Below are 26,936 nucleotides of genomic sequence, written 5' to 3' on the forward strand. Positions count from 1 at the left end.
CAGATGTTAAAATTATTTCAATTGAAAATTACTTTTATATATTTAGGGACTATTTCAAATAGTTGTGAATAAGGATTATGAAATTAACTAATTAACTAAAAAAATGAAAAAAAACAGCAATAGGTCGCTTCTTTTTGTGATTCCTGCACTCTTTGGACTTACAGTTACACAGGCACAAACAGCTTCAACTGCAAAAGAACCAGGTATTAATGTCAGTTATATGGACAAGGCAGTAAAACCAAGTAATAACTTTTTTCGATATGTAAACGGAACGTGGTTAGACAATACTGAAATTCCGTCTGACAGAACACGTTGGGGAAGTTTTGATGAACTAAGACAAAGGACAGATGCAGATGCTTTGGCAATATTAAAAGAAGCCGCAACAAATCCAAAATACAAATCAGATACTGATCAAGGTAAGGCCATTAATCTGTATAAAACGATACTAGATACTATAGGCCGCAATAAATTAGGGATTACACCATTGAAACCCTATTTGAAAAAAATTGATGCCGTTAAAAACGCTAAGGATTTAGAAGCCTTATTAATCGAAATGGAGCCATTGGGAGGAATTGGTTTCTTTGGAGCTAATATTGGTGCTGATGCGAAAAACAGTAATAGAAATGTAATCAGTGTGGGGCCTGGAGGAGTAGGTTTGCCAGATCGTGATTATTATGTTTCTGAAGATGCCGATTCAAAAGAAAAAAGAGAGAAATACGTACTTCATGTTGCTAAAATGCTTGGATTCCTTGGTGAAAAACCTGCCGAAGCTAAAGTACATGCCGAAAAAATTCTAGCGCTTGAAATCGAAATGTCGAAACCCAGATTTGACCGTGTAGAAAGAAGAGACAGAAGAAAGTCGTATAACCCGATGACAATTGCTGAGTTACAAAAACTAACTCCGTCGATTAATTGGAATACTTACTTTACAAAAATAGGTTTGAAAAACGTAGATTCTTTAATTGTTTCACAACCTAAATACATGGCTGCTTTTGAGTCCATTTTGAAGGAAAATAAAGTCAATGACTGGAAAGCGTATATGCGCTGGTCATTGTTAAACAGAGCATCAAGTCAATTATCAACTGATATTGAGGAGGCAAACTTTGAGTTTTACGGAAAAGCATTAACAGGTGCGGTAAAACAAAGACCAAGTGATGAACGCGCATTGCAAGTAATCAACGGACGTATAGGTGAGGCTTTAGGAAAGCTGTATGTTGAGAAAAAATTTCCGGCTGAAGCCAAAGTGAAAGCGGAGAAAATGATAAAAAATATCTTTGTTGCTTTTGAAAACCGAATCAATAATCTTGCTTGGATGTCTCCGGAGACTAAAGTGAGTGCAGTTCAAAAATTAAGGAAGTCTAAAATAAAAATTGGATATCCTGATAAATGGAAAGATTATTCTGCTTTAGTAATAAAGAGCCCAGAAGAAGGAGGAACTTATTTTGATAACACTAAAAACATGGCCAAATGGCGTTTTGAGGAAGATCTAGCCGACTTGAATAAACCAGTGGATAAAACCAGATGGGGAATGTCTCCACAAACGGTGAATGCTTATTATAATGCTTCATACAATGAAATTGTATTTCCAGCAGCGATTTTACAGCCGCCATTTTACAATTACCAAGCTGATGAAGCGGTAAATTACGGTGGTATTGGAGGAGTTATTGGGCATGAGATTTCTCATGGATTTGACGATTCAGGATCACGATACAATGCTGAAGGGAATTTAGTGGACTGGTGGACAGCTGAGGATTCCAAACAATTTTCGGCACTGACAACGGCACTTGCTAATCAATACAGTGCTTTAGAACCTTTACCTGGAACTTTTGTTGATGGTAAATTTACCTTAGGAGAAAACATTGGTGATTTGGGGGGTGTTAATGCGGCTTATGATGGTTTGCAGTTGTATTTAAAAGAAAATGGAAACCCGGGCTTAATTGATGGCTACACACCAGAGCAACGTTTCTTTATTTCTTGGTCAACGATTTGGCGTACTAAATCTCGCGACGAAGCGATAAAAAACCAAGTAAAAACAGATCCACATTCTCCAGGAATGTACCGTTCTTACGTACCATTACAAAACATCGACAGCTTTTATCAGGCATTCGATATTCAATCAAATGATGGTATGTATGTTGCACCAGATAAAAGAGTGAAAATCTGGTAGACAGTATTATTTATATAAAAAAATCCCAAGTTAGCGCTTGGGATTTTTTGTTTTATAGCTTTTGCAAAAGCGTTAAATTGATTCTTTAAACTTTATTGGCTGCTGCCAATCTCCGAGTTTTTCTAATAGAATGATTCACCATATACAAACCAAAAATTGTTATTGCGCCTCCAATTGCAATTACCATTGTTAATGATTCTCCAAAAATCACTGAGCCTAATAGGACCGCGACAATTGGGTTGATGTAGGCATAAATACTACTTATCTCCGGTGGCAGTTTTTGTAGCATATAGATGTAAGCAATAAACGTTAATACAGAGCCTATAATGACCAAGTAGGCAATGGACCACCAGGAAATTGCGGGAATGGACATAATATTAACTCCTGTTCCAGTTGCACCTGTAACCGCAAAAAGAATGAAGCTTGAAAGTAACATTTGCAATCCAAGGCTAAAATAAGGATTAAAAGTGGCGGCTTTTTTCTTAGTATATAAACTTCCAAAAGCCCAACTAATCGTTGCGATAAAGGAAAGTAGAATCCCAAATCTAAAATCAGGTTGAAGGAAATCACTCATGTGATCATAGAAAATAACACAAACACCGCTAAAGCTTATTATGAGTCCCAGAATTGCTAACCTTGCTAATTTTTCGCCCCTGAAAAAAGTAATAATAACGATCCATAGCGGGAAGACCGCGTTTAAAATTGCGCCTAACCCACTACTGATGAATTTTACGCCCCAGGTACTTAGTCCGTTACTTAAGGCAAAGTTAAGAATGCTTAAAATGATGATTGTTTTCCACTGTTTTCCCTTTGGCCAAGCCTCTTTTTTATACAAGAAAAAGGAAACGTAAAGTACCCCTCCAATAAATTGTCTAATTCCGGCGAGTTGTAATGGAGGCATATGCCTGACTCCTTCTTTTGAAGCAATCCATGTGGTTCCCCAAAAAAAACATACGCAGCATAATGCTATTATTGGCAGTCCGACAGCATTTATTCTGGTCGAAAAAGCAGCTTTTATTTTAGTTCTCACTTTATAGATTCATTATTGTAAAAGTATAGTCAAGTTTGTTTACTAATTTATCGGTTAAAATTGTCTTTCCAACCGAGGGTTCATCGTGTTTGAACGTAGGTGGAACTAAATTTAGTTCCAATGCTTTTTTTGTATAATATACTTCTCGCGAAGGGTGTACAGGGGTGGCCGCATTATAAGTTTCTCCCCAGGATTTTTTTTCAATTATTTTAAGGATAATGCCGATGCAGTCCGCCTGATGGATTAAATTAATAGGTGCATCGGGGTTATCCATGTTTTCTCGACCTGCAATAAATTTAATTGGATTTCTATCTTCACCAATCAAACCTCCAAAACGAAGTACAGTAGTTTTAAAACGACTGTTACTATGCAAAACATCTTCTACTATGGCTAATTGTTTTCCGCCTTCAGAATCAGGGTTTAATGGGGTTTCTTCGGTTATTTGATCATTAGAATCGCCATAGACTGAGGTTGAACTAATGAAAATCACATTTTCAATTGTTGATTTTTCGATAAAAGGGATTAAAGCCTCAATTTTACTTACAAAGTTTTCTTTGTTAGTTCCTCTTAATTTGGGCGGAATATCAATAATCAGAATTGAGCTGTCTTTCAAGAGATCTTCGATCGCACCAGTAACCCCATCGGTTTCGATTGAAATTAAAAAGGGATTAATTCCGGCCTTTTCTAATTTTGAAATCTTATTTGCCGAAGTCGTAGTACCATTTACACGAAAGCCTTTTTCTAATAAAGCTTCCGCCAAAGGGAATCCTAGCCATCCACAACCTAAAACGCTGGTGTTTTTCATTTTAATATCCTATTTTAAAGAAATGTAAATAGCATTGCAATCTGAGTTAGTACAAATTGACTGCTGCAAATTTCAATAAAATTATCTGACTTTGGCAGTATCAGTCGCAATTATTATTCTTTCTTTTTTTAGGGGAATAGAAGGTAGTGCAACAATGGGTGTTTCAATTGCTTTTGCTGTTGGTTTTATTGTTTGTTTGATAACCACGGCATCTGTTAGGACAAAAGGAGTTGGCATCATCCAAGAAGCTCTTTTTGTAATTGAAAACAATGGGTTTCGCATTAAATCAAATGAAGATTCCATCAATTCCATATCAAATACAGATCCTGCATTGATATTGAATTCCATTTCTAAAGAGGCGTTGTCCACTACGTAATAACTTAATAGTTTCTTTCCTTTACGATTAAATTGGGTGTCTTTTTGATTGATGTGAGTAGCTCCATTTGCTTTTAAATCATAGAATTCCATTTTTTTATTGGCAAAAATATCATAACGATTTACGGCTCGGTTAGGAGAAATTCTAATTTTCAAATACCTTTTGTTTCCGGCAGTACTGTCTTTTAAGAATGCGACAGTGGGTTTTTGAAGTTGTTTTTTTGGAGCGCTAGCGGCATAAGTGAAACCAGAATTGTATTTGCTGAACAATGGGGTTTGATTCAAATCTTTAGCGGGTTTTGGGTTTTCACCCAAATATTCTTTGGTCCAAAAATCAAGGTTTACATCATAAGTCGCCCAACTAGCTTTATCGGTATCAGCATTGTAGAGGTACAACAAGCTGTTCGATTTTGCCTTTCCTGGTTCATAACCGGATTCGTAATGTGCTTTCGCAAAAAAGCCAATAGAGAGCATTAAAAAAAGAAAGGACCACAATCCTTTTTTGGTAAAATGACCAAAAGTAGGTAGCAATAATCCAAACGATAAAACAGTAAGTATAGCACTTCCAAACAAGACTTTTAAGCCCAAGCCTATTGGGAACATTTGTATAAATGGAACTAATAAAAGCAATGCAGGAATGCTTAAAATAAGATTAAGTGTTTTATTGTTCTTTTGAGTGACTATGTAGTAACCAAATAGGAATAATCCGAAATAAACAGGAATGATTAGAAATCCGGCACCTTTTAAATAAACAGCTAATAGTCCATTAATTACTAACCAAATAAATAAAGGGGCGACATAATGATTTACAGCTACTTTTTTAGATGAAAGAAGGTGATAGAAAAACAGGGTTATTGCTAAAGCCAGCAATACAAAAGCCGCAATGTAATCATGTCCATTGTAGGTAAATCCATTTAATAGATCGTTATACTGCGGATATAGTTTTAGTAATCCTTTCCAACCGAAAAAAGTAATCAGCCCGGTTAAAATTAGGGAACCTAAAAATGGTATAAATCCTCTCATAACTCTTTGAATCGTTAGTATTTTTTTACCAATTCCGATAAAAACTAAAAATAGAAAGAGTACAAATGCTATAATAACCATTGGTAAAACCCAACTAAAAGGATAGCTTACAAATGTAAAAGGAATGGTAAAATAGACATAATCTTCAGTAGATTTTGTGGTGTTCAAATTAGCATTCGAAAAATAACTCAACAAAGGCATTAAGTACGTTCCTTGGTGTGCTAATGTATTTTTGTTTAAATGACTGATGTCATCTTGGGCGGTATGGTAATTATAATGGTCATCGATAAACGCGAAGTTATACCCTTGAATACTTTTTTGTTCTCTAAAAACGGTTAAGTCAGTATCATTAGGCAGCATTTTATAAATACTGTACATTAATGAATTTGATACTGGAAAAGTTGTTTCTGCAGCTGCAAATTCTTTTACCATACCCGCATTTCCACCATTTGTTTCCATTAACATGTAGCTTGGTCCAGAAGTACCTCGGGCTTCGAAATTAAGTACGAGTCCCACTTCTTTTGCCCAATTGTGTTGTGTTACAAAAAGTGCCGCTCCATTTAACCCTAATTCTTCTGCATCCGAAAATAGGATAATAATATCATTTTTATGTGGCTTTTTAGTATACAAAAAGGCACGAACACTTTCTAAGATTGTTGCCACTCCTGAGCCGGCATCGCTTGCACCATGTGAGTAGGAATGTGGGGCACTGTCGTAATGAGAAAGCAAAAGCAGGGCTTTGGAATTATTAGAGGACCCATTTATTCGAGCCATAATATTTTTTGACTTTACTAAATTCCCCCATTCTGTCAAAGTATAGCCTTCCTGTGTGGAAGTTTGCAGTCCTAACTTTTGTAGCTCTTTTTGTAGATAAGCGGCAACCTGATCATGGTTTTGAGAACCAACATAGTGTGGTTGCTTCGAAATTGCTTTTACTTTTCCTAATGCCCTTTCAGTTGAAAATTCAGAAAGTGGTACTTTGTTATCTGAGGTCCACTGCGGCATCATCGTAAGAAAAAGTATTGCCAGAATTGCTAGAATAAAAATAACGGCAAAAAGGGAGGAAAGACTTCTTTTCATATTTTGGAAATTGGGGGTGTGGTATTAAATATCTTTTTTGACTAACATATAGTAATCATTGTCTAATAGCATATAGCCTTGATCATAAAGGAAATAGTAGGTATTCCCAGTTTTAGTATTCAATATGTTGGTAAAAAAATCAAAATCAAAACCCTTGCTAAAGAGTTTAGCTCGGGTTGTTTTTGATTTTCCTTCGGTGTTAAGTTCGGATAGAATACGATAATTCTTGCGCAACTTGTTGTTGATGTTGCGCATGTAATTATTACTGTCTTTGTTGATTTTGTTATTATAGGCGTTACGACAACCGTCACTACAGAATTTTTTGTCCTCACGACCTACAATTTTCTCACCGCATTCTAAACAATTTTTCATGATTTTAATTTTTTCAAACTATACAAATCGTGTCTTCTGTCTTTCATTGTGTTTACACTTCCATGTTCGTGCAATTCTTTCAGCAAGTTAATATCGACATCTACAATCAAAGTCATTTCGGTATTTGGTGTTGCTTCAGCTTTGATTCCGTTACTAGGAAACGCAAAATCAGAAGGGGTATAAACAGCCGCTTGTGCATACTGAATATCCATATTGTTTACTTTTGGTAAATTCCCAACACAGCCGGCAATGGCCACATAACATTCGTTTTCAATGGCTCTTGCTTGAGCACAATGTTTTACACGTGTATATCCATTTTGAGTGTCGGTTAAGAAAGGAACGAATAAAATATTCATGCCTTGATCTGCCATTAGACGAGAAAGCTCTGGAAACTCCACATCATAACAAATCATAATCCCTATTTTGCCACAATCGGTATCAAAAGTCTGGATAGTGTCTCCGCCTGTAATTCCCCAATGAAAAACTTCGTTTGGTGTAATATGAATTTTACGATACATTTCATTAGTACCGTCACGTTTGCAAAGAAAACCTACGTTATACACGTGTTCATTTTCTATAAAAGGCATACTTCCTGTGATGATATTGATGTTGTAAGAAATAGCAAATTCTTGGAATTTTAATTTTACAGCTTCTGTATGTTTGGCTAATTCTCTAATCGCTTCTGCTTCAGACAAATGGTTGAAGTCAGCCATTAATGGTGCCGTAAAAAATTCAGGAAATAGTGCAAAATCACTTCCGTAGCCAGAAACGGTGTCAATAAAAAATTCGGCTTGGTCAAAAAGGGCGTCTAAATTAGTTAACGAACGCATTTGCCATTGAATTAATCCCAAGCGTACCACACTTTTAGTCGTGTTAATTAATTTTGGGCTATCATCATAGTAAATATTATTCCATTCTAATAAAACGGCATATTCTAAAGATTCGGTATCGCCTTCAAGGTAATTTTTAAGTACACGAAGTTCATGGAAGTCATTACTTAGCTGAAAAGATAAAACAGGATCGTAAATTTCTTTCTTCTTTACTTTTTCGATGTAAATTTTAGGAGTAATTTCATCTTTAAATTTTCCATAATTGGGAATTCTTCCCGCAAAAATGATAGATTTTAGATTTAATTGTTCACATAGTTCTTTTCTAACATCATATAATCGGCGCCCCAATCGAAGTCCGCGGTATTGAGGATTGATAAAAACATCAATTCCGTATAAAACTTCTCCTTCAGGGTTGTGAGTTGAAAATGAAAAATTTCCTGTAATTGCTTTATAAGAACGTGTTTTAAAAGCGAAATCTTCGGTAACCAGCAAGGATAGTGCCGAACCAACTACAATTCCATCTACTACAATTACCAATTGTCCTTCAGGAAATTTATTTAATAAAAGTTCTATTTGATCTTCTTTCCAAAATGATTCTGCCATTTCTGGATAAGATTGAATCATTGATTTTTTTAATTCTTTATAATCTTCAATTTGTAAGTTGCGTAACTCAATTGATTTAATAGTTGCAGGCATAAATAAGTTTTAATTTCTGCTAAGATAGTAAAAACATTATCCGTTTATAAACGATTACAAGTATTTACAACCGAAAGTAATTGAACGTTAACCGAATAAATTTTTAAAAGCATCTAATCTTTGCAGTGTCGAAATCAAACAATAATGGTTTCAATAGTATACACCACAAAAAAAGATCTGAAACGAGTTCAGATTAAAACATTTAAATTTTACACGCCATGAATGCATTAAGAAACAAAGTACAGTTAATTGGACACCTAGGAAATGACCCAGAAATCAAAAATTTTGATGGTGGGAAAAAATTAGCCAATTTTACATTAGCCACTAATGAGAGCTACAAAAATGACAAAGGAGAAAAAGTAGAGGAAACACAATGGCATCGACTAATTGCCTGGGGGAAAACGGCAGATATTATTGAGAAATTTGTCACTAAGGGTAAAGAAATCGCAATAGAAGGGAAGTTAACTCACAGAAGTTATGACGATAAAAACGGGGAGAAACGATATGTTACTGAGGTAGTCGTAACAGAAGTCCTTTTGTTAGGAAAGTAGCCTTAAATGAAGTAAAAATAAGTCCCGGTCTGCAGTGTTTTATAAACCTGCAAATCGGGACTTTTTTATATTGTAATAAACAAAGTCTATTTGTACTGTTTGTTAATCCTTAGGCAAATCAAATCTAGGACATCGTTTGCATCTTTTGTCTTCTCCTTTTTTATATTTTTCACAGCATTCGGACTTAAGGCCTTTTGCGTTCTTGCCGTTTTCAAGGAGTTCTTTTTTATCCTTTTTGGATTCTTTATTTTTTCTCTTTTTACTCAATTTGTAAAAAATTGTAACCGGAATAAAGGTGCCTTGTTATATATAGACCAACTAGTGATTGCTATTTGGATCCCTTTACATTTGGTTGTTGAATGTCTCTGTCAAATAAGTATAAACCTCCTTTATCATCGCCTATCAGGTGGATTTTATCTAAGATGTTTTTTGCTTGTGCTTCTTCTTCAATTTGTTCTGCGACGAACCATTGTAAAAAGTTGTGTGACGCATAATCCTTTTCAGTAAGGGCAATATGGACCAGTTCATTTATGGCGTTGGAAACAAAAACTTCATGTTTATAAAGTTCTTCAAACATTTCCTGAAATGTTTCGTAATTCGTTTTTGGCGCTTTTAATTCGGTTACTTGAGCATGACCACCGCGTTCGTTTATAAACTTCATTACCTTAAGCATATGCACACGTTCTTCATCCGATTGAGCATACATGAATTTTGAAATTCCTTCTAAACCATGAGTCTCAGACCAAGATGCCATAGAAAGATAGATTTGCGAAGATTCGGCTTCGATATGAACCTGTTTGTTAAGCGCTGTTTCAATGTTTTTAGATAGCATAATAAAGTGTTTCTTGTAAAGTTACAAAAAAGCGACTACTACTGATTCATGATTTCTTGAAAATAATCTACAAATTGTCCTAAATGTAAGCCGTCCATTAATCCGTGGTGTACATGAATAGACATGGGCATGGTTCTTTTTCCATTTTCAGAAACTGTCATTTTACCAAAAGAGATTTTGGGGCAGCTATCAGGAAAAGTATAACTTCTAGCATGCGATAAGGAAGTAAAGTTTATCCACGGTATTGCCGAAAAGTGAATTACGTTATCATTTTCAAATGTTCGTGTAAAAATACCAGTAGTGCTTTGGATACGTTCAATTTCGGTTAAAGCATTTTCTTTAAAGAGATCAAAGTTGGGGTCGTATTGGATTAAAGAGAAGCCAAAAGTACCATCAGCACGTCCTATTGTTGCTGAACCGTCAATGCGATCACAAATGTATATTTTGTCCTCTGAAATTCGATAGCGAAAAGGCTCATTGGTATTGACTGCAACTAATGTTTTGTGTAGATAATAAATGAAAAAGGAAGCTCCTAGCGCTCTTGATTTTGCATAGGCATTTGTACAGTCGATTTGTACAGTAGCACCAAAGAATGGTTCTTCAAATTGTCTAAAAAAATGGAAATGCTCCTTACGGGGCCAATTGTCGAGATCTATTAATGTTTTCAAGGTTTTCGTTACTTTATTTATTGTTCAAAAGTACAGCTATTCTTTTAATTTGTCAATTGACTGCTGAAGTAAATATGGATTCTGCTAATAGTGTTGGAACTATTTTTTGTATTTAATAAAATAGTAGGGTAGATCGAAAAATAAGGGTATAAAAAAAAGCCCTAAAAGGAATTCCTTTTAGGGCTTTTGTATAATCTAAGAATAAATTATTTTATTCTGAAAGTAACTTTTCTAACTAATTTTCTAGCACCTTCTGAATCTTTTTCAACTGAATTGTCTTCACCAGCAGCAATTACATTCAATCTTGAAGCATCAATATTAGCTTTCATTAAAATCTTTTTAACGTTAGCAGCTCTTGCGTTAGACAATTTGTCATTGTAAGCAGTTCTTCCTAATTCGTCAGCATGACCAATAATGTCAACAGATGCAGTAGGATTATTTCTTAAGTAAGTTAAGATGAAATCAATACCTTCAGTAGAAACTGTTGTTGGATTAGTTTTGTCAAAATCAAAGTAAGTAGCTACATAACCACCGTTGATTAAGCTTTTGATTAATTCGTTATTAGTTGCAGTAGATTGATCTTTTTTGTTAACGTAGTTTGCCATTAAATAGTTCTCCAATTCGTCAGGAACGTTATTTTTGTTTAAGTCAATAGCTCTACCTTTAGAATCAACCATTACACCAGAAACTGTGTTTTTTTCAAGATCTAAATAATCAGCAACACCATCTTGATCAGTATCAATCAACATAGTTTCAAGATTGTCAACTCTTTCTGTTAAAGCTAATACATCTTTATCGATAAGAGTTACCCAGTCAGCATGTTTAGCATTTTTACCTAAGTAAACTGTTACACCTACAGTACCATTAAAAAGAACTCCACCAAATCCTCTTGAACCAATAGGACTTCCTCCGTCAAACGCAACATTTTGTTTTGCGTTAAGGATAGTTGTGAAATCTCCTGTTAAAGCGATTCTGTCAGATAATTTGATTTGTCCAGTTACACCAGCCATGAAATTACCCATTCTGTCTTTTACATAAGTAGGATTTTCTCTTTCTAAAAATGATAAACCAAAACCAGTGTGAGCTAATAAACCAATAGTATTAGTCCAAGTTTCGAAATTCATGATTCTTCCTAAGTTAGCTACAGCTTGTAAATCTGCTCTGTAGTATTTTGAATCAAAACTTTTTGAATCGTCACCTTCTGTAAAGCTATTGTAACCAAAGTCTGCTTTAATACCAAATTTGTTGTTAAACATGTATCTAACTCCTAAATCAGCAACATAAGGACTTACTACTGCAGTTCTTGTACCTGCACTCATAGGTCTCATAGGTTTGTTAAAACCGCCAGCTACTTCAACTGACCATTTGTTAAATTCAGGATTAATCGTTTTTACAGGCTCTGTTTGAGCTGATAATGTTGCGAATGCCGAAGCAAAAACCAACGTAAGTATTACTTTTTTCATTGTTTTCCTATTTATTAGAATTAATGCAAAAGTAAGACTTTATGTTTAATAAGAATTTTCGAACAGTAAATTATGTAAAAATTAAAATAAATTACATAAAAAAAAAGGGAAAATGTAAAATCATAGGCTTTCTATTGCATATTTATTAAGATAATATGCGGTTTTCGATGTGATTCCATTTTCTAATTTGATAGGCATTGGATTAAAAACCAGTTTTTTAGTAGGAAAAATGCATGTTATTGCAATTGTTTTAGCACATCAGTCATTTTTTCATATGCCATGAAATTTTCATGCACTATTTTGTAGTCGATTTTTTCGTGCGCCCAAGTCGTATGAAATGGAATATGTACAGCATGTCCTCCAATAGCTAGAACCGGCAAAACATCTGATTTAAGTGAGTTGCCAATCATGAAAAATTCTTCTGGTTGTATTTCCAATCGTCTAATCAAGTCGGTGTAATCAACCTCTTGTTTATCAGACATCACTTCAATATGGTGGAAATACTTTCCTAATCCCGAATTGTGTAATTTTCTCCGTTGATCTAATAAATCGCCTTTGGTGGCTACTACCAACTTATATTTTCCGTTCAAAGCTTCAAGCGTCTCTTCTACACCTTCAAGTAACACGATGGGTTTCTCCGTTAATTCTTTTCCGTACTGAATAATGCGTTCAATTACTTCAATAGGAATAGTATTATTCGAAATTTTCATTGCTGCTTCAATCATCGAAAGGATATACCCTTTAATACCGTAACCATATAATTTTAAATTGTCAATTTCTATCTTGAATAGTTCTTTTGAAATTCCCTGGTGGGAAAGATAATCGCTCATTAAACTACAGAATTTTTCTTCTGTTTCAGCAAAATAGGTTTCGTTGATGAATAAGGTGTCGTCTGCATCAAATGCAATTACTTTTAAATTTTTCATTTTATTTTTTTAGTACTAAGAAGGAATTCTTCTTAGTGTTTTTATATTATATTTTTTATCGACAGGGTTTTGGTGTAAAAGGTAATTCGGATACCCAAAAGTAAAATAAGACCACCAATAATCATATTTAAGGTAATTTTTTCATCCAGAAATAACCAAGCCAAAATGGATGTAATAACTGCCTGCCCTAATAAACTTAACGATACTCGAGTTGGGCGCATGCTTTGAGTCGCATAACTAATGGATAACCAAGCCATCAATTGACATACTACCGCCTGAATAAGTAGAACGAACCAACCCGCATCTGAAAAACCAGAAAAAGGTTCGTTCATCACAATGCATACTATCGCTAAATATACTGTGGACGCCATTAAACTGATGGTCATAAACGATAGCACATCCATTTGAGAAAGTGCTTTTTTACTCACTAATAAATAAATAGAGTAAAATATCCCTGATAATACGGCGAGAATAAAAGCGTTGTCAAAATCCAATTCTAGAAAAAATTTGAAACCCACTAACATCGCCATTCCAAATAAGGCTACTGTCGTTCCAATCCAAAAATTAGTTGCCGGTTTGGTTTTTAGAAAGACATATGAAATAATACCAACCCAAAGTGGAGATAAATTAGTTAATAAAGAGGCTTGAGTCGCACTTGACTCTTGAATGGCAATATTCCAAACCGCAACATCTGAAGCGAATAATACACCGCAAAGAATGGCTAGAAATAAAATATTTTTTTTAGGTAGTTTGAGCTTTTTTGTAATCAGCACATAAGGTAAAAGCAAGGAAAAGGCAATTGCCATTCTGTAGAATGCAGAAATCAATCCTGGAGTTAGTCTGAGTTTGACCAAAATTGGAAAAATAGAAATACAAAGTATTCCAAAAGCTAAAGCTAATCTTGGTTTTGCGTTCGTCATTTTTTAATCAGCGAATTTTCTAATTATATATTCCTTGTTTTTATTATTATAATATCCTAAATAATAATGGTTATCCACCTTAAAAAGTATTTCAGTAGAAATATCCTCCAGTGTATTATAAAATTCTCCTAGCTTATTCACTATGAAATCATCGGTATTTCTATCCAAAAAATTTCCTTCTGCATCTAAGATAACACTGCAATATACTTCTTCGGGTGTTGAAAAAGGATTAAAAGGTTTTTGTAGAAAAATAAGTTGTTCACTATATTGGGCACTTGGCCCTGAATGCCCTCCAAAGTTCTTCATTTGCATTTGCATATTCATAGTGTTTTGTGGCGTCATATTCTGCCGCATCGTCGACATCATATTAAAATTATGATAGGATTGGGAGGTGTTTATAACAGGGACAGCGCCAAAAGTTAGAAAGTAATCATTTCCATACTTAACACAATTAATGCTTAAGTTTTTATTGTAAACCTCTGATAGGAATTGTAAAGGTTTCTCAATGATTTTATCTCGTCCAAAGTCATCTCCTGTTTTTAGTATTTTTGCATTTTTCAATCCCAAATCGATACTGTCATTTATCATGTATTCCTTAATTAATTTACCGTTCAAATCTTTCAAATCGATTTTCATTTTCTTTCGGGTAAGTTTTATTTGATAAATCTTATCCTCAAAAAGAAAAGAATTTGTTTTAGTATTTTGAGGATTGGAATCTTCAATAAAAGGCATAGTGATAAGGCTGACTTCTGTTTTAAGAGTTTCTAAATCAATTGAAATTAACTGAGTGAAATTGATATTATGATCTAACGTTATTGTGATTTCTTTTTTATTCGAATATATTTTTCTCCTATTTGCAGCTCCACTCAATCTGGAAGGGACATCAAGATTTACAATTTGAGTATTACCAAATTCAGGCGAAAGTACGTTGTCATAAAGTGGGGAAAGCTTGAAATTTTCATTGTAGAATTTTTGTTCTTTTAAATCAATAGCGTACGCTTTAATAATCAAATTTTCGTCAAAAACATATAGTTTCAGCATAGAGGTTTTCTCTTCTATAGTCAAAAGATATAATTTGTTATTCTCTGAGAAGTTACCTAAAACTTTTTCATTTATTAAAGGCAATTGTTGAGTTACTCCTCCTATATTTTTAGATTTAAAATTGAAGCTCTGAGCATATATGTTTTTAAAATCTTCAGAAGCCCAAAATAACCTTATGTTTTCGTTACTTTTATTATAACCAATCATATTGCTATAATTACTGCTTTTTGGACTTACAGTTGTAATCGAGTCTTTTATATGCATATTTTGATCTAACAAAATAGCCTTGACTTTCTTATTGTCGCTAACAAAAAAAGTTGTGTTATGGGTCTCTTTGTCAACAATTTGAAAAACGTCTTTGTCTTTTTTTAGGGAAAGAGGAAATGAGTTTAAGAGTTTCTGAGAAAAACCACTTCCATAATATAACAATAAAATTGCTAATATAATTTTTCTCATAATACGGTTGGTTTTTTTAATAAGATAATTAATGCATTCTGGTAAATATATTATTTTAATTAAAATAAAAATGTCAAAAAAAATATTTATTTTCTAAATAGATTTTTTGACATTTAATTCACTTTAGAAATATAATTAATTTATAGTCTCGCCGTTCGCCGCTTCAGTATCTGGATTTACAAAAACTAATTTTCCTTCAGCATTGGTGGTCATCAAGATCATTCCTTGACTTTCCACACCGCGCAGATTTCTTGGAGCCAAGTTGACTAAAACAGTCACTTTTTTTCCAATAATATCTTCGGGTTTAAAGCTCTCTGCAATTCCCGAAACAATGGTGCGAACGTCAATTCCAGTGTCTACTTTCAAAATCAAAAGCTTATTTGCTTTCGGCATTTTTTCTGCTTCTAGAATCGTTCCTACACGCAAATCCATTTTGGCAAAATCGTCAAACTGAATCGCTTCCTTTTGAGGTTCTACTTTTTTGTTTTCGGCAATGTTGGCTGTTTTTGTAGCTTCCAATTTGTCTATTTGTTTCTGAATTTCCTCATCTTCAATTTTGGCGAAAAGTAATTCTGCTTCACCAATTTGGTGTCCTGCTACAATCAAATCAGAAGTTTCTGAAATGGTAGCCCAAGATAACGGAGATTCTATTTTTAATATTCTTGATAATTTAGTCGCTGTAAACGGCAAGAACGGTTCACAAAGTGCACTCAAAGCCGCTGCAATTTGCAAAGCCACATACATTTGAGTTTGCACGCGCTCTGGATTGTCTTTGATTACTTTCCAAGGTTCTTCATCAGCTAAATATTTGTTTCCAAGTCGAGCTACGTTCATCAATTCACCTAAAGCTTCTCTAAATCTATATCTTTCAACTGAACTAGAAATTACCGCTGGATATGCTTTCAATTCCGTTAAAGTTGCTTCGTCAACCTCAGAGAATTCGTTTGGCGCTGGAACAATTCCGTTATAATATTTATTGGTTAACACCACAACACGATTAATGAAATTACCATAAATCGCAACTAATTCATTATTATTTCTCGCCTGAAAATCTTTCCAAGTGAAGTCATTATCCTTAGTTTCCGGTGCGTTAGATGTCAATGCATAACGCAAAACATCCTGCTGACCTGGAAATTCTTCTAAATATTCATGTAGCCAAACTGCCCAGTTTTTAGAAGTTGATAATTTATTTCCTTCTAAATTTAAGAACTCGTTTGCAGGCACATTGTCTGGCAAAATATAACTTCCTTCCGCTTTTAACATTGCAGGGAAAATGATGCAATGAAAAACAATATTGTCTTTTCCTATAAAGTGAACCAACTTCGTGTCTTGATCTTTCCAGTAAGGCTCCCAGTCTTTTCCTTCGCGCAAAGCCCATTCTTTGGTAGATGAAATATAGCCAATCGGCGCATCAAACCATACATATAATTTTTTTCCTTCGGCACCTTCAACGGGAACATCAATTCCCCAATCCAAGTCGCGTGTTACTGCACGAGGTTCTAGTCCGCCATCAATCCAAGATTTTACTTGTCCGTAAACATTGGGTTTCCAGTCGTTTTTATGTCCTACAAGAATCCATTCTTTCAAGAATTCTTCATAACGATCCAAAGGTAGAAACCAGTGTTTTGTTGATTTCATTATAGGAGTTTCTCCTGTAATAGTTGATTTTGGGTTGATTAAATCCGTAGCGTTTAGCGTAGAACCACATTTTTCACATTGATCTCCGTAGGCTTCTTCGTTACCGCATTTTGGACAAGTACCAATTACAAAACGGTCTGCCAAAAATTGATCAGCTTTTGCATCATACAATTGCTCGGTTACTTGTTCTATAAAGTCTCCTTTTTCGTATAAAGTTCTAAAAAATTCCGAAGCCGTATCATGATGAATTTTTGCCGAAGTTCGAGAATAATTATCAAACGAAATTCCAAAATCAATAAAGGATTTACGGATAATTCCATCGTATTTATCGATTACTTCCTGAGGAGTAATGCCCTCTTTTTTGGCTTTCATTGAGATAGCCACACCGTGTTCGTCGCTTCCGCAAACAAACAAAACATCTCTTCCTTGCAATCTCAGGTAACGTGAATAAATGTCAGAAGGCACGTAAACTCCCGCCAAGTGGCCAATGTGAATTGGACCGTTTGTGTAAGGTAATGCCGCTGTAATCGTATATCTTTTTGGATTCTGTATCATGATTCTATTTAATTGGGTGCAAAAATAAGCAATAGAATTTTTATTTGGAGCAATTTCCCGCTATACGTTGCAAATATATTCACTGAACTCCGCTGTATATAAAAGTTAGCTGAAGTAATCTTTTACTTTTTAATAGCAAAAGTAAAATTTTTTTTACCACTGTCGGGGCTAGAGATTTTGGGGTTCCAAATTATTTGTCATTTTAAAATGCAAATTATTTGTCGACAAACTTGTAATGCTGACGAAGGAAGATCCGAAGATTTATCTTCGTCTGACCGAGAAAGAGACAATGGGAATTTTGGACTATTCTCTTTGATTTGTGTTTGAAAAATTTCAGAAAGTCGTTGTTGAATCTTCATTGTTTTTAATTAGGGATGGAGTTACTTGATGAGATTTCTTCGTTCCTCGGAAAGGCAATATCGCGTAAAGACATTATAATAGGACCATTTAGGTGGTAAGTTAAGATCGCAACTTATTGATGTTTAATTAATCTGTTGAAATAATACTACTCAAATGAAATAGATAATTTTTCATAACTTTGATTTTAGATAATTGAAATTGCAGAACTGCTTTAGAGTGTTTACTTAGACCAATATTTCTATCTCTTTTAAAGCAACTTTGTGGGACTTAAGGAGAAGACAAAGGGTCGATGTAAAGCATAGTTTTAAATAGCTAGAGCAATATTCAAATTAAATCGAAGCCGATGAATAAATCCTACATAACGTGTTTAGAGTGTGGTACTGTTAATTTAAATAATGAGTTTTGCAGTAATTGCGGTGCTTTATTAGATGTAGTTTTAAAGCGAAAACTTGAAAGCGAAAAAAAGACTCAGGACAAAATCAAACAAAAAGAAAAAATTGATAAAGAGCCTAGCAAAATTGAATTTTTTTTAAAAAACGGCGCAGAACACCCCAACATTATACTGCGGACTCTTTTTCAAACAGGCTATTATATCTGGCTTTTTTTTGCAGTAGTTATTGGAGGACTTATTTCGCTGGTTATAGCAGCTGCAGCTGGTTAAACAAAAAATAGAAATGAAAATATCGAACCAAAATCGCCATGATGCTTTTTTTAAAAGACGGGCGAAGACTAAAAACATCACGGCACTAATATTCACTAAAGCGTTTAATTCTTCGTGGGGAATTGGAGCGCTTTTAACGGCTATTTCAGCTTGGACAGCGGGTATTTTATATGTTTAGAAGAGTTTTTTATGTGGTAATGTTGTTCACTGCTTTGACAATTTATTTGATGCAGCGGCTGAGTATGCCATTACCTTCTTTGATTAATAACTATGTTAATGACTTACTATGTCTTCCTCTATTACTGGGTGCGATGACATTTGTAATCCGACGTCTTAAAAAAGATAGTTCCTTTCAATTCTCAATTGGTTTTGTCATTTTTTTGGCGTGTTATTATTCTTTGTATTTCGAATATTATCTTCCAAGAGTTAATCCAAGATACACGGCAGACTGGATAGATGTAGTTTTATATTTTTCAGGCGGGATTCTTTTCTACTTTATTGAAAAGAAGAAAAGCATAAAAATTGTTACAGGAGTTTTATGAGTAAATTAAAATTAATTCAAACAAGCATTCGTGCTATCGGTTAGATATTAATCCGTTCTTGTTTTCGGTAGACTTATATTTGTAATCATAATTAAAGAAGATTGTATATCATGGCAAAAGGACCCGAAAAAAACACTAAAAACAAGGCTTTACACACCAAATTGCTAAATCGGAAAAATGCAAAATTGCAAGAAGAAAAAAAGGAAAAGGCATTACGTTTGAAAGCTTTGGTTACAAAAATGAATCAGAAGAAGAATAGTGAGGATTCTGATATAAAGTAAATCATTTTAAACCAATTTTCTCTTTTTTTAAGGTGTTCTCTAGAGATTTTAAAATCTTAGTTATTCTGTTCTGTAGTTTTTCGGGCTCTATAATTCCGTATAATATCTTTTAATACTTCTGAAGTTAACTCAAACCTTTTTGACAAAGGATTTCCTTCGCAGCGCACGATACCATTCGGATCGAAGATAATACAATGAGGTATTCCGTCTATTTCTAATGATTTATATGATTTACTTCTAGTGCGAATTGCGCTATAGTATTCAATTTTAGGATCTGTGAATTTATCGATTTTTCTTTGAGTTTCAAAGCTTATTCCAATTATGATTAAGTCGTTTATAAACTGGTATAATTGTTTTGCAAGCAGGACACCAAGTAGCCCAAAAATCAATTAATATAAACTTTCGTTTTGTTTCGGGCTGTTCTGAAAGCCATTTTTCTACAACTAGGTTAGGGGCTTTTTAATTGATAAATGATTTCGCCCATATTTTTTTTCTTGAGGAAAAGTACTTACAACAAATAAAAAGCCAATCAATAACATTATTTTTCTCATTATTTATTTTTTAGTCTTTCAAATACATAATTTTTTTAAATTAATGTACTTTAAATCGGACTGCATTAAGTTGGTTAAAAAATTTTGCTAATTAGCGATGAAAAGTTTTTTACGTTATAAAAACGAAAAATGCAGTGGGAATTAGGTGCTGGATGTTCTAATAACTGCAATTGATGTGTTGCCTATGAAAAAATAATTTTCTTGTATAATTTATTGTTGTTATAATCGAGTTCTAAAATATAGATGCCAGAAGCAGCCTTATTTTGAAGTTGAAAGCTATAGTTAGTACCGTTAATTCTAGCAATAGTGTTATAGATTAAAGTGCCTTGAATGCTGTATATTTTAATATTTACAACCGTATTGGTAGCGTCTTTTAGCGTAATATTAATAGTGTTTTCTGTAATAGGGTTAGGATATACATTTAAAAAATCCTTAGGTCCTATTGGAGTAGTATCTAAAGATGAGTTTTTAAATATGGGTATTTTAGTAAAAGTGCCGCCTAAAACTTCTGTAGTTTGTGATTCGCTCATGCCTAGCCAATCCTGCATAATCGATAAGTAAATTTGTCTAAAATCGAACTGCATAGCTACTTGGTCTGAAACGGTGGGATTTAAAGGTAAGTTTGGCGAACTCCCTATCATTCCAGAAACAGGATTTTGGGTTGTTACGGCACTTGGACCGGTATTCAATGCCGCTCCAAAGAAAATTACTGGTGCAGCAGCTCCGTGGTCGGTTCCTAAGCTTCCGTTACTTTTTATTCTTCGGCCAAATTCACTAAAGGTCATTCCGGTGACTAAATTCGACTTCCCCATTAATTCTAAATCTTGCTGGAAGGCGTTTATTGCTTTAGATAAAATGCTTAAGTTATTGGCGTGGGCACCTTGGGTTTTGTCCGTAGTGTCTACTTGACCGCTGTGTAAGTCAGAAGAGTTGGGATGATTGACAATATATATTGGAGTTTGCAATCCGCCGTTGATCAGTTTGGCAACAATTTTTAATTGGTCACCAAGCTTATTCGAACTTGGGTAAGTAGCTGTTTGTGATTGTGTGCTGTTATATGCATTTTGAATCGCGCTTCGATATACATTGCTTTGATCTTTCATCAAACGTAAAAAAGTTAACTCGGTTCCATAATCAGAATTAGGTGCTGGATCTGTAATTTGGTTAATTACATTCAGTAGGGAAGTAGGATCAGGAGCATTATATCCCATATTGATATTTGGACCTTGCAAAGAAAATGGCAAAGTTGAGCCTATTTGAATCGCCAAAGGGTCAGGCATGGAACTATTAGGAAAACCAACAGGAAAACCTGGGTATATTTTATCAAGCGATCGACCTATCCAGCCGCTATTCAAATCTTGATTACTATTAGAAGCTGTAAACCAAATATCAGTCGCTCTAAAATGACTGTAACTAGGATTGGGGTATGAAACTCCTTGTATAATCATTAGTTTCCCATCGTCATGTAGATTTTTCATTTCTGACATGGCAGGGTGAAGGCCCGTTGTACTATTATTATCCAATGACAAAACAGCGTTTTGATTCATTAAAATGTTTGATCGTGCATTGTTTAAATTAGTCCATTTGTCCAAAGGAAAAACAGTGTTTAAGCCATCGTTTCCACCATTCATTTGAATAATTACCAATATTTTCCCACCATTCACGGCAGCGTTTGCAAGAATGTCTAAGGCATTACTGTCAATGGATGAGGACGCCATAACAGGAATTCCATTTAATGCTAAAGGGATTGTGGCTATTGCGCTAGTTTTTATAAAACTTCTTCTTTTCATTTCAATGGTTACATTAATTGGTATTCTGCAAGTTGAGTAAGGGTTACAAGCAATGATTTTAGCCTTGTTTTTACGCTGTTTTTGTTAGTAGTATTCGAAGTGTCATTAAGGTAAAGTGTCCAAGCGGAAGTCCAATAATTATTAGTTGTTTGATTAGAAAGCAAGGACTGCGTTTTTATCTGACCTTTTTGTGTTGTGCTGAGGTCGATTGGTAATAAAAACTTTATACATTCTGCGACTAATAAATCAGGGTCGGAACAAGTAGCAGGGTCAAATTGTTGAATGAAAGCAATGGAGTCAACTTCAATACGTGTTGTCAATAAGTTATAAGTAAGGTTGTATCCGTTAAATACTCTGTTTAAGAAATCGAATCTTTTTTGTGTCGTGCTTGAATTGATCCAGTATTCGTGAAAAGAAGGATTTTGATAAAAAGCAACCCAGCCAGAAACATTAGGAATTTTACCCATTGATTGTTCTAGTCCACCTAAAATAGTATTGTTGTAATAGTTCCAAACTTTATATTGTGCTTCAAAATTAGTTTGATCAGCAACAGTATAATTCAAGTTGAAAGTTCGTAAAGTACCGATGACCAAATCGAAAGGAGATTTGATGTAAACACCTCGATTGGCCATATCGTAAAAATGTTGACTTTTGAAAAGTTGGTCTAATACCGGTGCTATCTCCCAGTTGTTAGTAACAAATGTTTGTGCCATTGGCGTAATTATCGTTGATTCTATTGTAGCGTCGATGTCATAATATACAAAATAACGGTACAAACGGCGACAAATATATTCAGAAACCACCTGAGTTTTTGAGAAAATCATAGTGATAAAATCATCTAATTCTGATGCGCCCGCATTGTTGATTACTGTATTGTTAAAGAACGAAGAGAATTGTTTGTTGCTCGTTTCGTGATAGCTGTTGTCAAATTGTGTGATAGGTGTTGCAGTGTTCAAATTTATAACTCGCCATCCTGTTAAAACTTTGGCGGCTTGTTCAACATCTACTTCAGTATATTGGCTCAAAGGATCTTTTCCTAGTGTAAAAAGCTCCATTACTTCTCTAGCAAAGTTCTCATCTGGAGATGTTTTTGTATTAGCTTGATTATTCAGGTAATACATCATAGCAGGTTGAGTAGCCATGTTTCGAATGAGTGTTTTGTAGTTGCCCAGCGGGTTGTCTCGAAACATCTTCATGTAAGAATATAATATTCGGCAGGAGTTTGTTGATGCATTTGAGAATGGAGATACGCGAACAGTATCAAAATCTACTGGAATGAAATGGTACCAAAACCAAGTCATTTTCTCTTTAATACTAATGTCTTGGTTACACGCCAATCCAAAATTCCATTGAGACAACGAGTCAATCCTTCTAGAATTAGTTGTGCTAGTTCCTGAAGGCAATGGGTCATTAGTCCAATCAGCGCCGTAGGGCAAATTTTTTTCGTCCGGCGAATAGTTATTATATGAATTTACGGGAGCTGAAGGCGGAGTCTTATCTACATTTAATATTTTATCGACGGCATTAGTCATGCTCATGGCCTGTAGTACATCTACATCTGTTTTTTTGTAGCCAAATCCAGTTCTTCTTAGTAGATGTAGTATTTCTGCTTTTCCCCATGCTCCATTGTAGGAACTGAGTCCACTACTTACAGGGGCAACTCGATCTGCGAAATCTGATTTTTTTGAAGTTAAATTACTTTGATATCTCCTTCCAATGAAGCTTTTACGGGAATATTTGTTAAATAATGGATCTCCAGGATCTTGATTTATAGTAAATTTATTAAGTATCAACTTAAATAAATTTCGCCGATTTATAGTTTTATTCATATAAGAAATACTTAATTTACTAGTGTCAATTTGGTTCAGAGGTAGCGCTACATTTTTGTTATAATCTTTCTTTTTTTTATTAGAAATGACTTTGTATCATTTTTTGATAATTGAAATATATTTAGGTTATAAATGTATATAATATTTTTACAGTTTTTAATTTATTTTTAGGGTTGAAAATTTCGATAGTAAATCCACGAACAATTTTAATCCCTCGTTATTTTACCCGAAATTTGCAGTCAACCATTTAAATATTCTCACATGGAATTCGGAAAAATAATTATTTCAGAAACCGCTGCAACTAGCGAAAACCCTCAAGACGTTATCAACTCTAATATTTCGGTAATCAATTTAATGCGCGAAGAAAAAATTGACGACGACTTGATTCATGAAGATGCGTTGATGAGTTATTATTTAGATTATTATACTTCCCAATATACCGAAGGTAATTTTGCACAGTTTGTGTACAATTCACAATGGAATTTAGAACTAAACGAATTAATTGAAGAAGGTTTGCAATTGTTGGGAGCCGAAAAGCATTTAGAATTATTCCAACAACAATGCAAGAAAGTCAAATTGATGAGCTCTGTAAAACGTGATAAATTCTTCAAAGGAAAACTGGAAGGTGTCAACCCAGTTAGAGATTTAATGAACAGTGATACTTTTTTCGAAATAGAAGAAAATTTAGTTAACCTAAATGCTGAATTTTTAAAATCCCACCCTGATCTGGAAGTACTTTCTGTAGATGATATGTTTGCTACACTAGAGGAATTTGTAGGACACGAAATAAAGAGAGCTTAGTTATTTGAAGGCGATGTGCTATAAAAAACGGAACACCTTAGCGGTTTTTGGAACATCAATAGTCCTTTCAGTTAGGACTTATTTGTATCATATTAATCAAATAAAACAATTGGTTTTTTAATTTGGTTATCCACGATAATGTATATTTGTAGTATATATAATGTATTTAATTTTGAAACGCTTATGAATTTATTATCTGATGCAACAAGGGAAAAATTTAAAAAAGTTAGCACACCTACGATAGCGAGCTGTCTTTTTAAAAGAGGACTCAAAAATCAATTTATTCAAAATGTTAAACCATTAAGATTAGGAAAACCAACAATGGTTGGGGAAGCATTTACGTTGCGATACATTCCTGCAAGAGAAGATTTGAATCCTATGGAAGTATTTAGGGATCCAAAACATCCGCAAAGAGTAGCTATTGAAGAGTGCCCTAAAGGAGCAGTTTTAGTTATTGATAGTCGTAAAGATGCTAGAGCAGCTTCTGCTGGAGATATTCTGGTAACTAGATTGATGATGCGTGGTGGAGCGGGTATTGTAACTGATGGCGGATTTAGAGATTCTACAGGAATTGCTAATTTAGAGATGCCAGCTTATCATCAAAGGCCTTCAGCACCTACTAATCTTACGTTGCATCAAGCTATAGACATAAATGTTCCTATAGGATGTGGTGATGTAGCCGTTTTTCCTGGTGATGTAATTGTAGGTGATGATGACGGTGTGATGGTAATTCCAAGGGAGATTGCCGATGAAGTTGCTGATGAATGTATTAAAATGACACTCTATGAAGACTTTGTTTTGGAGCAAGTTGCTAATGGAAAGTCCATAATAGGTTTGTACCCTGCGACGGATGAAAGTAATCTAGTGCTATTTGAAGCTTGGAAAAAAGACAAAAAACACTCATAATCACTACGTTTTATAAAGAACTTGATATAATAGTAAAAGGCACAAGCTGTAAACGAACCGTTTAAAGCTTGTGCCTTTTTCAATTTAAGAGGTGCTCTATTTTGTGAACTCTCCGTTTAATAATCTCCAAATGGTTAATGGATTCCCTTTTTTTAATGCTTCTGGCAAAAGGAAATCAGGATAATCCTGAAAGCAAATAGGTCTTGCAAATCGTTTTATAGCATTTGTTCCAACAGAGGTTGATTGTGCAGCTGTAGTCGCCGGATATGGACCGCCATGTACCATAGAATGACAAACTTCTACACCCGTAGGATAGCCGTTTAGGATTAGACGCCCCACTTTTTTTTCTAAAATTTCGAAAAGTTCACTGTATTCGGCAAAATCTTTATCAGTGCCAAAAATGGTAGCTGTAAGATGTCCTTTGAGAGTTTTAGCTGCTTCAAGAACTTCGATTTTTGTTTGTGCTTCAACAATGATATTAGAAGGACCAAAATTTTCTTCTTCAAAACCGGAATTTTCTAAGAAAGCGCTTGCAGTTGTTTTTAATATTCGTGCAATAGCCGTAGTTGGTTCGGTGCTTGGTTGTCCTTTTCCTATTTCTAGAATTGTATTTGAGACAAGCGTGGTCTCTATTTTAGTATTGTAAGCTTGGCTGATTTCAGATGTCAACATAGTTGTTGCAGGAATACCACTTATTTTATCGATTAAGAATGAATTGAAAGCATTCGAATTTTCTGATTTCTCAATAAAAGTAAGCCCTGGTGCAGTACAAAATTGGCCGCCATTTAGTGTAATTGAACCCGCTAAACCGGTGGCTATCGTTTCAGATTTTTCTTCTAGAATTCGGGGTAATATAAAGACAGGATTTGTACTTCCCATTTCTGCAAAAACAGGTATGGGTTCTGGTCTTGTATTAGCAATATCAAACAAAGCTTTTCCTCCCTTGAAAGAGCCGGTAAAACCTACGGCCTTAATATCGGGATGTTTTACTAACAATTCTCCCACTTCATTTGTATTTCCTTGTACTAAGGAGAATATTCCTTCAGGCATTTTACAAACTTGAATTGCTTTTTCTATGGCAGTAGCCACCATTTGCGAAGTCCCTGGATGAGCGGGATGTGCCTTTACAACTACCGGACAACCACCAGCTAAAGCAGAAACAGTATCTCCTCCTGCCACCGAAAAGGCTAACGGAAAATTACTGGCTCCAAAAACAGCAACCGGCCCTAGCGGTATAAGCATGTGTCTAATGTCTGGTTTAGGTGCGGGGATTCGGTCTGGAATTGCCGTGTCGATTCTGGCATCAATCCATGATCCTTCGCGTACCACAGTAGCAAATAGTTTCAATTGATTTACTGTTCGCCCTCTTTCTCCTTGTAATCTGGCAAGTGGTAGAGCCGTTTCTGAATGACATTTTTCTAATAGTGCGTCTCCTAGATTTACGATTTCAATTGCAATCTGTTCTAAGAAATCAGCTATAGAATTTGAATCTTTTTTTCGATAATCATCAAATGCGTTTATTGCTTTTTGCACCGCTTGATTCACTTCTTCTACTGACGCATTGGTAAACACATCATCTATTGGTTCGTTACTTGCTGGATTGATTGCATAAAAGGTTTTACTGGTACTCATTATTTTGATGTTTTATTATTTTATATTTAGCACATGACTCTTTCCTTTTGCATTAACGTAAAAGAAAACAGGAATAAATTGTGGATTGTTTTTTATTATCTTAAAAAATAGATATATTTGGCAAACCAAATTGGTAAACCAAATATAGAATTAAA

The 26,936-nt window shown here is 34.5% G+C and carries 23 protein-coding genes; 8 read left to right on the top strand and 15 right to left on the bottom strand.

Annotated elements, in window-relative coordinates; translation table 11 throughout:
* Positions 1-103: 103 nt before the first annotated feature.
* Complete coding sequence (locus AAC069_RS04890) at positions 104-2,167, top strand: M13 family metallopeptidase (RefSeq protein ID WP_339919366.1); 2,064 nt, start codon at positions 104-106, stop codon at positions 2,165-2,167.
* 85 nt (positions 2,168-2,252) lie between these two features.
* On the opposite strand, the gene AAC069_RS04895 is transcribed toward AAC069_RS04890, so the two are convergent.
* From AAC069_RS04895 to AAC069_RS04915, 5 genes are all read right to left on the bottom strand, one after another.
* Entirely contained in the window at positions 2,253-3,197 is a 945-nt protein-coding gene (locus AAC069_RS04895) for an EamA family transporter (RefSeq protein ID WP_339919367.1), read from the bottom strand.
* A gap of 1 nt (position 3,198) precedes the next feature.
* Positions 3,199-4,002 carry an NAD-dependent epimerase/dehydratase family protein gene (locus AAC069_RS04900; protein ID WP_339919368.1) on the bottom strand — a complete coding sequence of 268 codons (804 nt, stop codon included), beginning with the start codon at positions 4,000-4,002 and terminating at the stop codon, positions 3,199-3,201.
* An 81-nt stretch (positions 4,003-4,083) separates the two neighbouring features.
* Positions 4,084-6,408, bottom strand: a complete 2,325-nt coding sequence (locus AAC069_RS04905; protein ID WP_339919441.1) for a M28 family peptidase — start codon at positions 6,406-6,408, stop codon at positions 4,084-4,086.
* A gap of 96 nt (positions 6,409-6,504) precedes the next feature.
* Positions 6,505-6,852, bottom strand: a complete 348-nt coding sequence (locus tag AAC069_RS04910; RefSeq protein ID WP_091085287.1) for a hypothetical protein — start codon at positions 6,850-6,852, stop codon at positions 6,505-6,507.
* Positions 6,849-8,378 (bottom strand): carbon-nitrogen hydrolase family protein, encoded by a 1,530-nt coding sequence (locus tag AAC069_RS04915; protein WP_339919369.1) that lies wholly within the window; start codon positions 8,376-8,378, stop codon positions 6,849-6,851. The genes AAC069_RS04910 and AAC069_RS04915 overlap by 4 nt, the downstream gene beginning before the upstream one ends.
* A gap of 218 nt (positions 8,379-8,596) precedes the next feature.
* Between AAC069_RS04915 and ssb the strand changes: the two genes are divergently transcribed.
* Positions 8,597-8,929: a single-stranded DNA-binding protein gene (gene ssb / locus AAC069_RS04920; RefSeq protein ID WP_339919370.1), complete on the top strand. Its 333-nt coding sequence runs from the start codon at positions 8,597-8,599 to the stop codon at positions 8,927-8,929.
* 328 nt (positions 8,930-9,257) lie between these two features.
* Here ssb and AAC069_RS04925 read toward each other — a convergent pair whose 3' ends face one another.
* The 7 genes from AAC069_RS04925 to metG all read right to left on the bottom strand — a co-directional run bounded on the left by AAC069_RS04925 (position 9,258) and on the right by metG (position 17,428).
* Positions 9,258-9,761 (bottom strand): ferritin, encoded by a 504-nt coding sequence (locus AAC069_RS04925; RefSeq protein WP_091085277.1) that lies wholly within the window; start codon positions 9,759-9,761, stop codon positions 9,258-9,260.
* A gap of 38 nt (positions 9,762-9,799) precedes the next feature.
* Positions 9,800-10,429, bottom strand: a complete 630-nt coding sequence (locus tag AAC069_RS04930; protein ID WP_339919371.1) for a chloramphenicol acetyltransferase — start codon at positions 10,427-10,429, stop codon at positions 9,800-9,802.
* A 206-nt stretch (positions 10,430-10,635) separates the two neighbouring features.
* Complete coding sequence (locus AAC069_RS04935; protein ID WP_339919372.1) at positions 10,636-11,892, bottom strand: OmpA family protein; 1,257 nt, start codon at positions 11,890-11,892, stop codon at positions 10,636-10,638.
* A 236-nt stretch (positions 11,893-12,128) separates the two neighbouring features.
* A complete protein-coding gene (locus tag AAC069_RS04940) occupies positions 12,129-12,818 on the bottom strand; it encodes an HAD family hydrolase (RefSeq protein WP_339919373.1) in 690 nt (229 codons plus the stop codon).
* Positions 12,819-12,859: 41 nt separating this feature from the next.
* Positions 12,860-13,738 (bottom strand): DMT family transporter, encoded by an 879-nt coding sequence (locus AAC069_RS04945; RefSeq protein WP_339919374.1) that lies wholly within the window; start codon positions 13,736-13,738, stop codon positions 12,860-12,862.
* A 3-nt stretch (positions 13,739-13,741) separates the two neighbouring features.
* Positions 13,742-15,235 (bottom strand): hypothetical protein, encoded by a 1,494-nt coding sequence (locus tag AAC069_RS04950; RefSeq protein ID WP_339919375.1) that lies wholly within the window; start codon positions 15,233-15,235, stop codon positions 13,742-13,744.
* Positions 15,236-15,370: 135 nt separating this feature from the next.
* The gene (metG, locus tag AAC069_RS04955; protein ID WP_339919376.1) at positions 15,371-17,428 is read right to left on the bottom strand and encodes a methionine--tRNA ligase; all 2,058 of its coding nucleotides are present in this window, start codon (positions 17,426-17,428) and stop codon (positions 15,371-15,373) included.
* Positions 17,429-18,131: 703 nt separating this feature from the next.
* On the opposite strand from metG, the gene AAC069_RS04960 reads away from it, so the two are divergent.
* The 4 genes from AAC069_RS04960 (at position 18,132) to AAC069_RS04975 (ending at position 19,272) form a co-directional block, all read left to right on the top strand.
* Positions 18,132-18,449, top strand: coding sequence for a hypothetical protein (locus tag AAC069_RS04960; RefSeq protein ID WP_339919377.1), 318 nt, complete (start codon positions 18,132-18,134; stop codon positions 18,447-18,449).
* 13 nt (positions 18,450-18,462) lie between these two features.
* A complete protein-coding gene (locus tag AAC069_RS04965; protein ID WP_339919378.1) occupies positions 18,463-18,627 on the top strand; it encodes a hypothetical protein in 165 nt (54 codons plus the stop codon).
* Entirely contained in the window at positions 18,620-18,991 is a 372-nt protein-coding gene (locus AAC069_RS04970) for a hypothetical protein (RefSeq protein ID WP_339919379.1), read from the top strand. Before AAC069_RS04965 ends, AAC069_RS04970 begins: the two co-directional genes overlap by 8 nt.
* A gap of 110 nt (positions 18,992-19,101) precedes the next feature.
* Positions 19,102-19,272 (top strand): hypothetical protein, encoded by a 171-nt coding sequence (locus AAC069_RS04975; protein ID WP_339919380.1) that lies wholly within the window; start codon positions 19,102-19,104, stop codon positions 19,270-19,272.
* Between the two features lie 733 nt (positions 19,273-20,005).
* On the opposite strand, the gene AAC069_RS04980 is transcribed toward AAC069_RS04975, so the two are convergent.
* Positions 20,006-21,613, bottom strand: a complete 1,608-nt coding sequence (locus AAC069_RS04980) for a DUF1501 domain-containing protein (protein WP_339919381.1) — start codon at positions 21,611-21,613, stop codon at positions 20,006-20,008.
* Between the two features lie 8 nt (positions 21,614-21,621).
* On the bottom strand, positions 21,622-23,406 hold the full coding sequence (locus tag AAC069_RS04985) for a DUF1800 family protein (RefSeq protein ID WP_339919382.1): 1,785 nt from the start codon (positions 23,404-23,406) through the stop codon (positions 21,622-21,624).
* Positions 23,407-23,703: 297 nt separating this feature from the next.
* Between AAC069_RS04985 and AAC069_RS04990 the strand changes: the two genes are divergently transcribed.
* Positions 23,704-24,243, top strand: coding sequence for a hypothetical protein (locus AAC069_RS04990; protein ID WP_339919383.1), 540 nt, complete (start codon positions 23,704-23,706; stop codon positions 24,241-24,243).
* 183 nt (positions 24,244-24,426) lie between these two features.
* Entirely contained in the window at positions 24,427-25,149 is a 723-nt protein-coding gene (locus AAC069_RS04995; RefSeq protein WP_339919384.1) for a ribonuclease activity regulator RraA, read from the top strand.
* 96 nt (positions 25,150-25,245) lie between these two features.
* Here AAC069_RS04995 and AAC069_RS05000 read toward each other — a convergent pair whose 3' ends face one another.
* Positions 25,246-26,781 carry an aldehyde dehydrogenase (NADP(+)) gene (locus tag AAC069_RS05000; protein ID WP_339919385.1) on the bottom strand — a complete coding sequence of 512 codons (1,536 nt, stop codon included), beginning with the start codon at positions 26,779-26,781 and terminating at the stop codon, positions 25,246-25,248.
* Positions 26,782-26,936 lie beyond the last annotated feature (155 nt).

It is taken from the genome of uncultured Flavobacterium sp. (assembly GCF_963974175.1).
In the GTDB taxonomy this organism is placed as follows: Bacteria; Bacteroidota; Bacteroidia; order Flavobacteriales; family Flavobacteriaceae; genus Flavobacterium.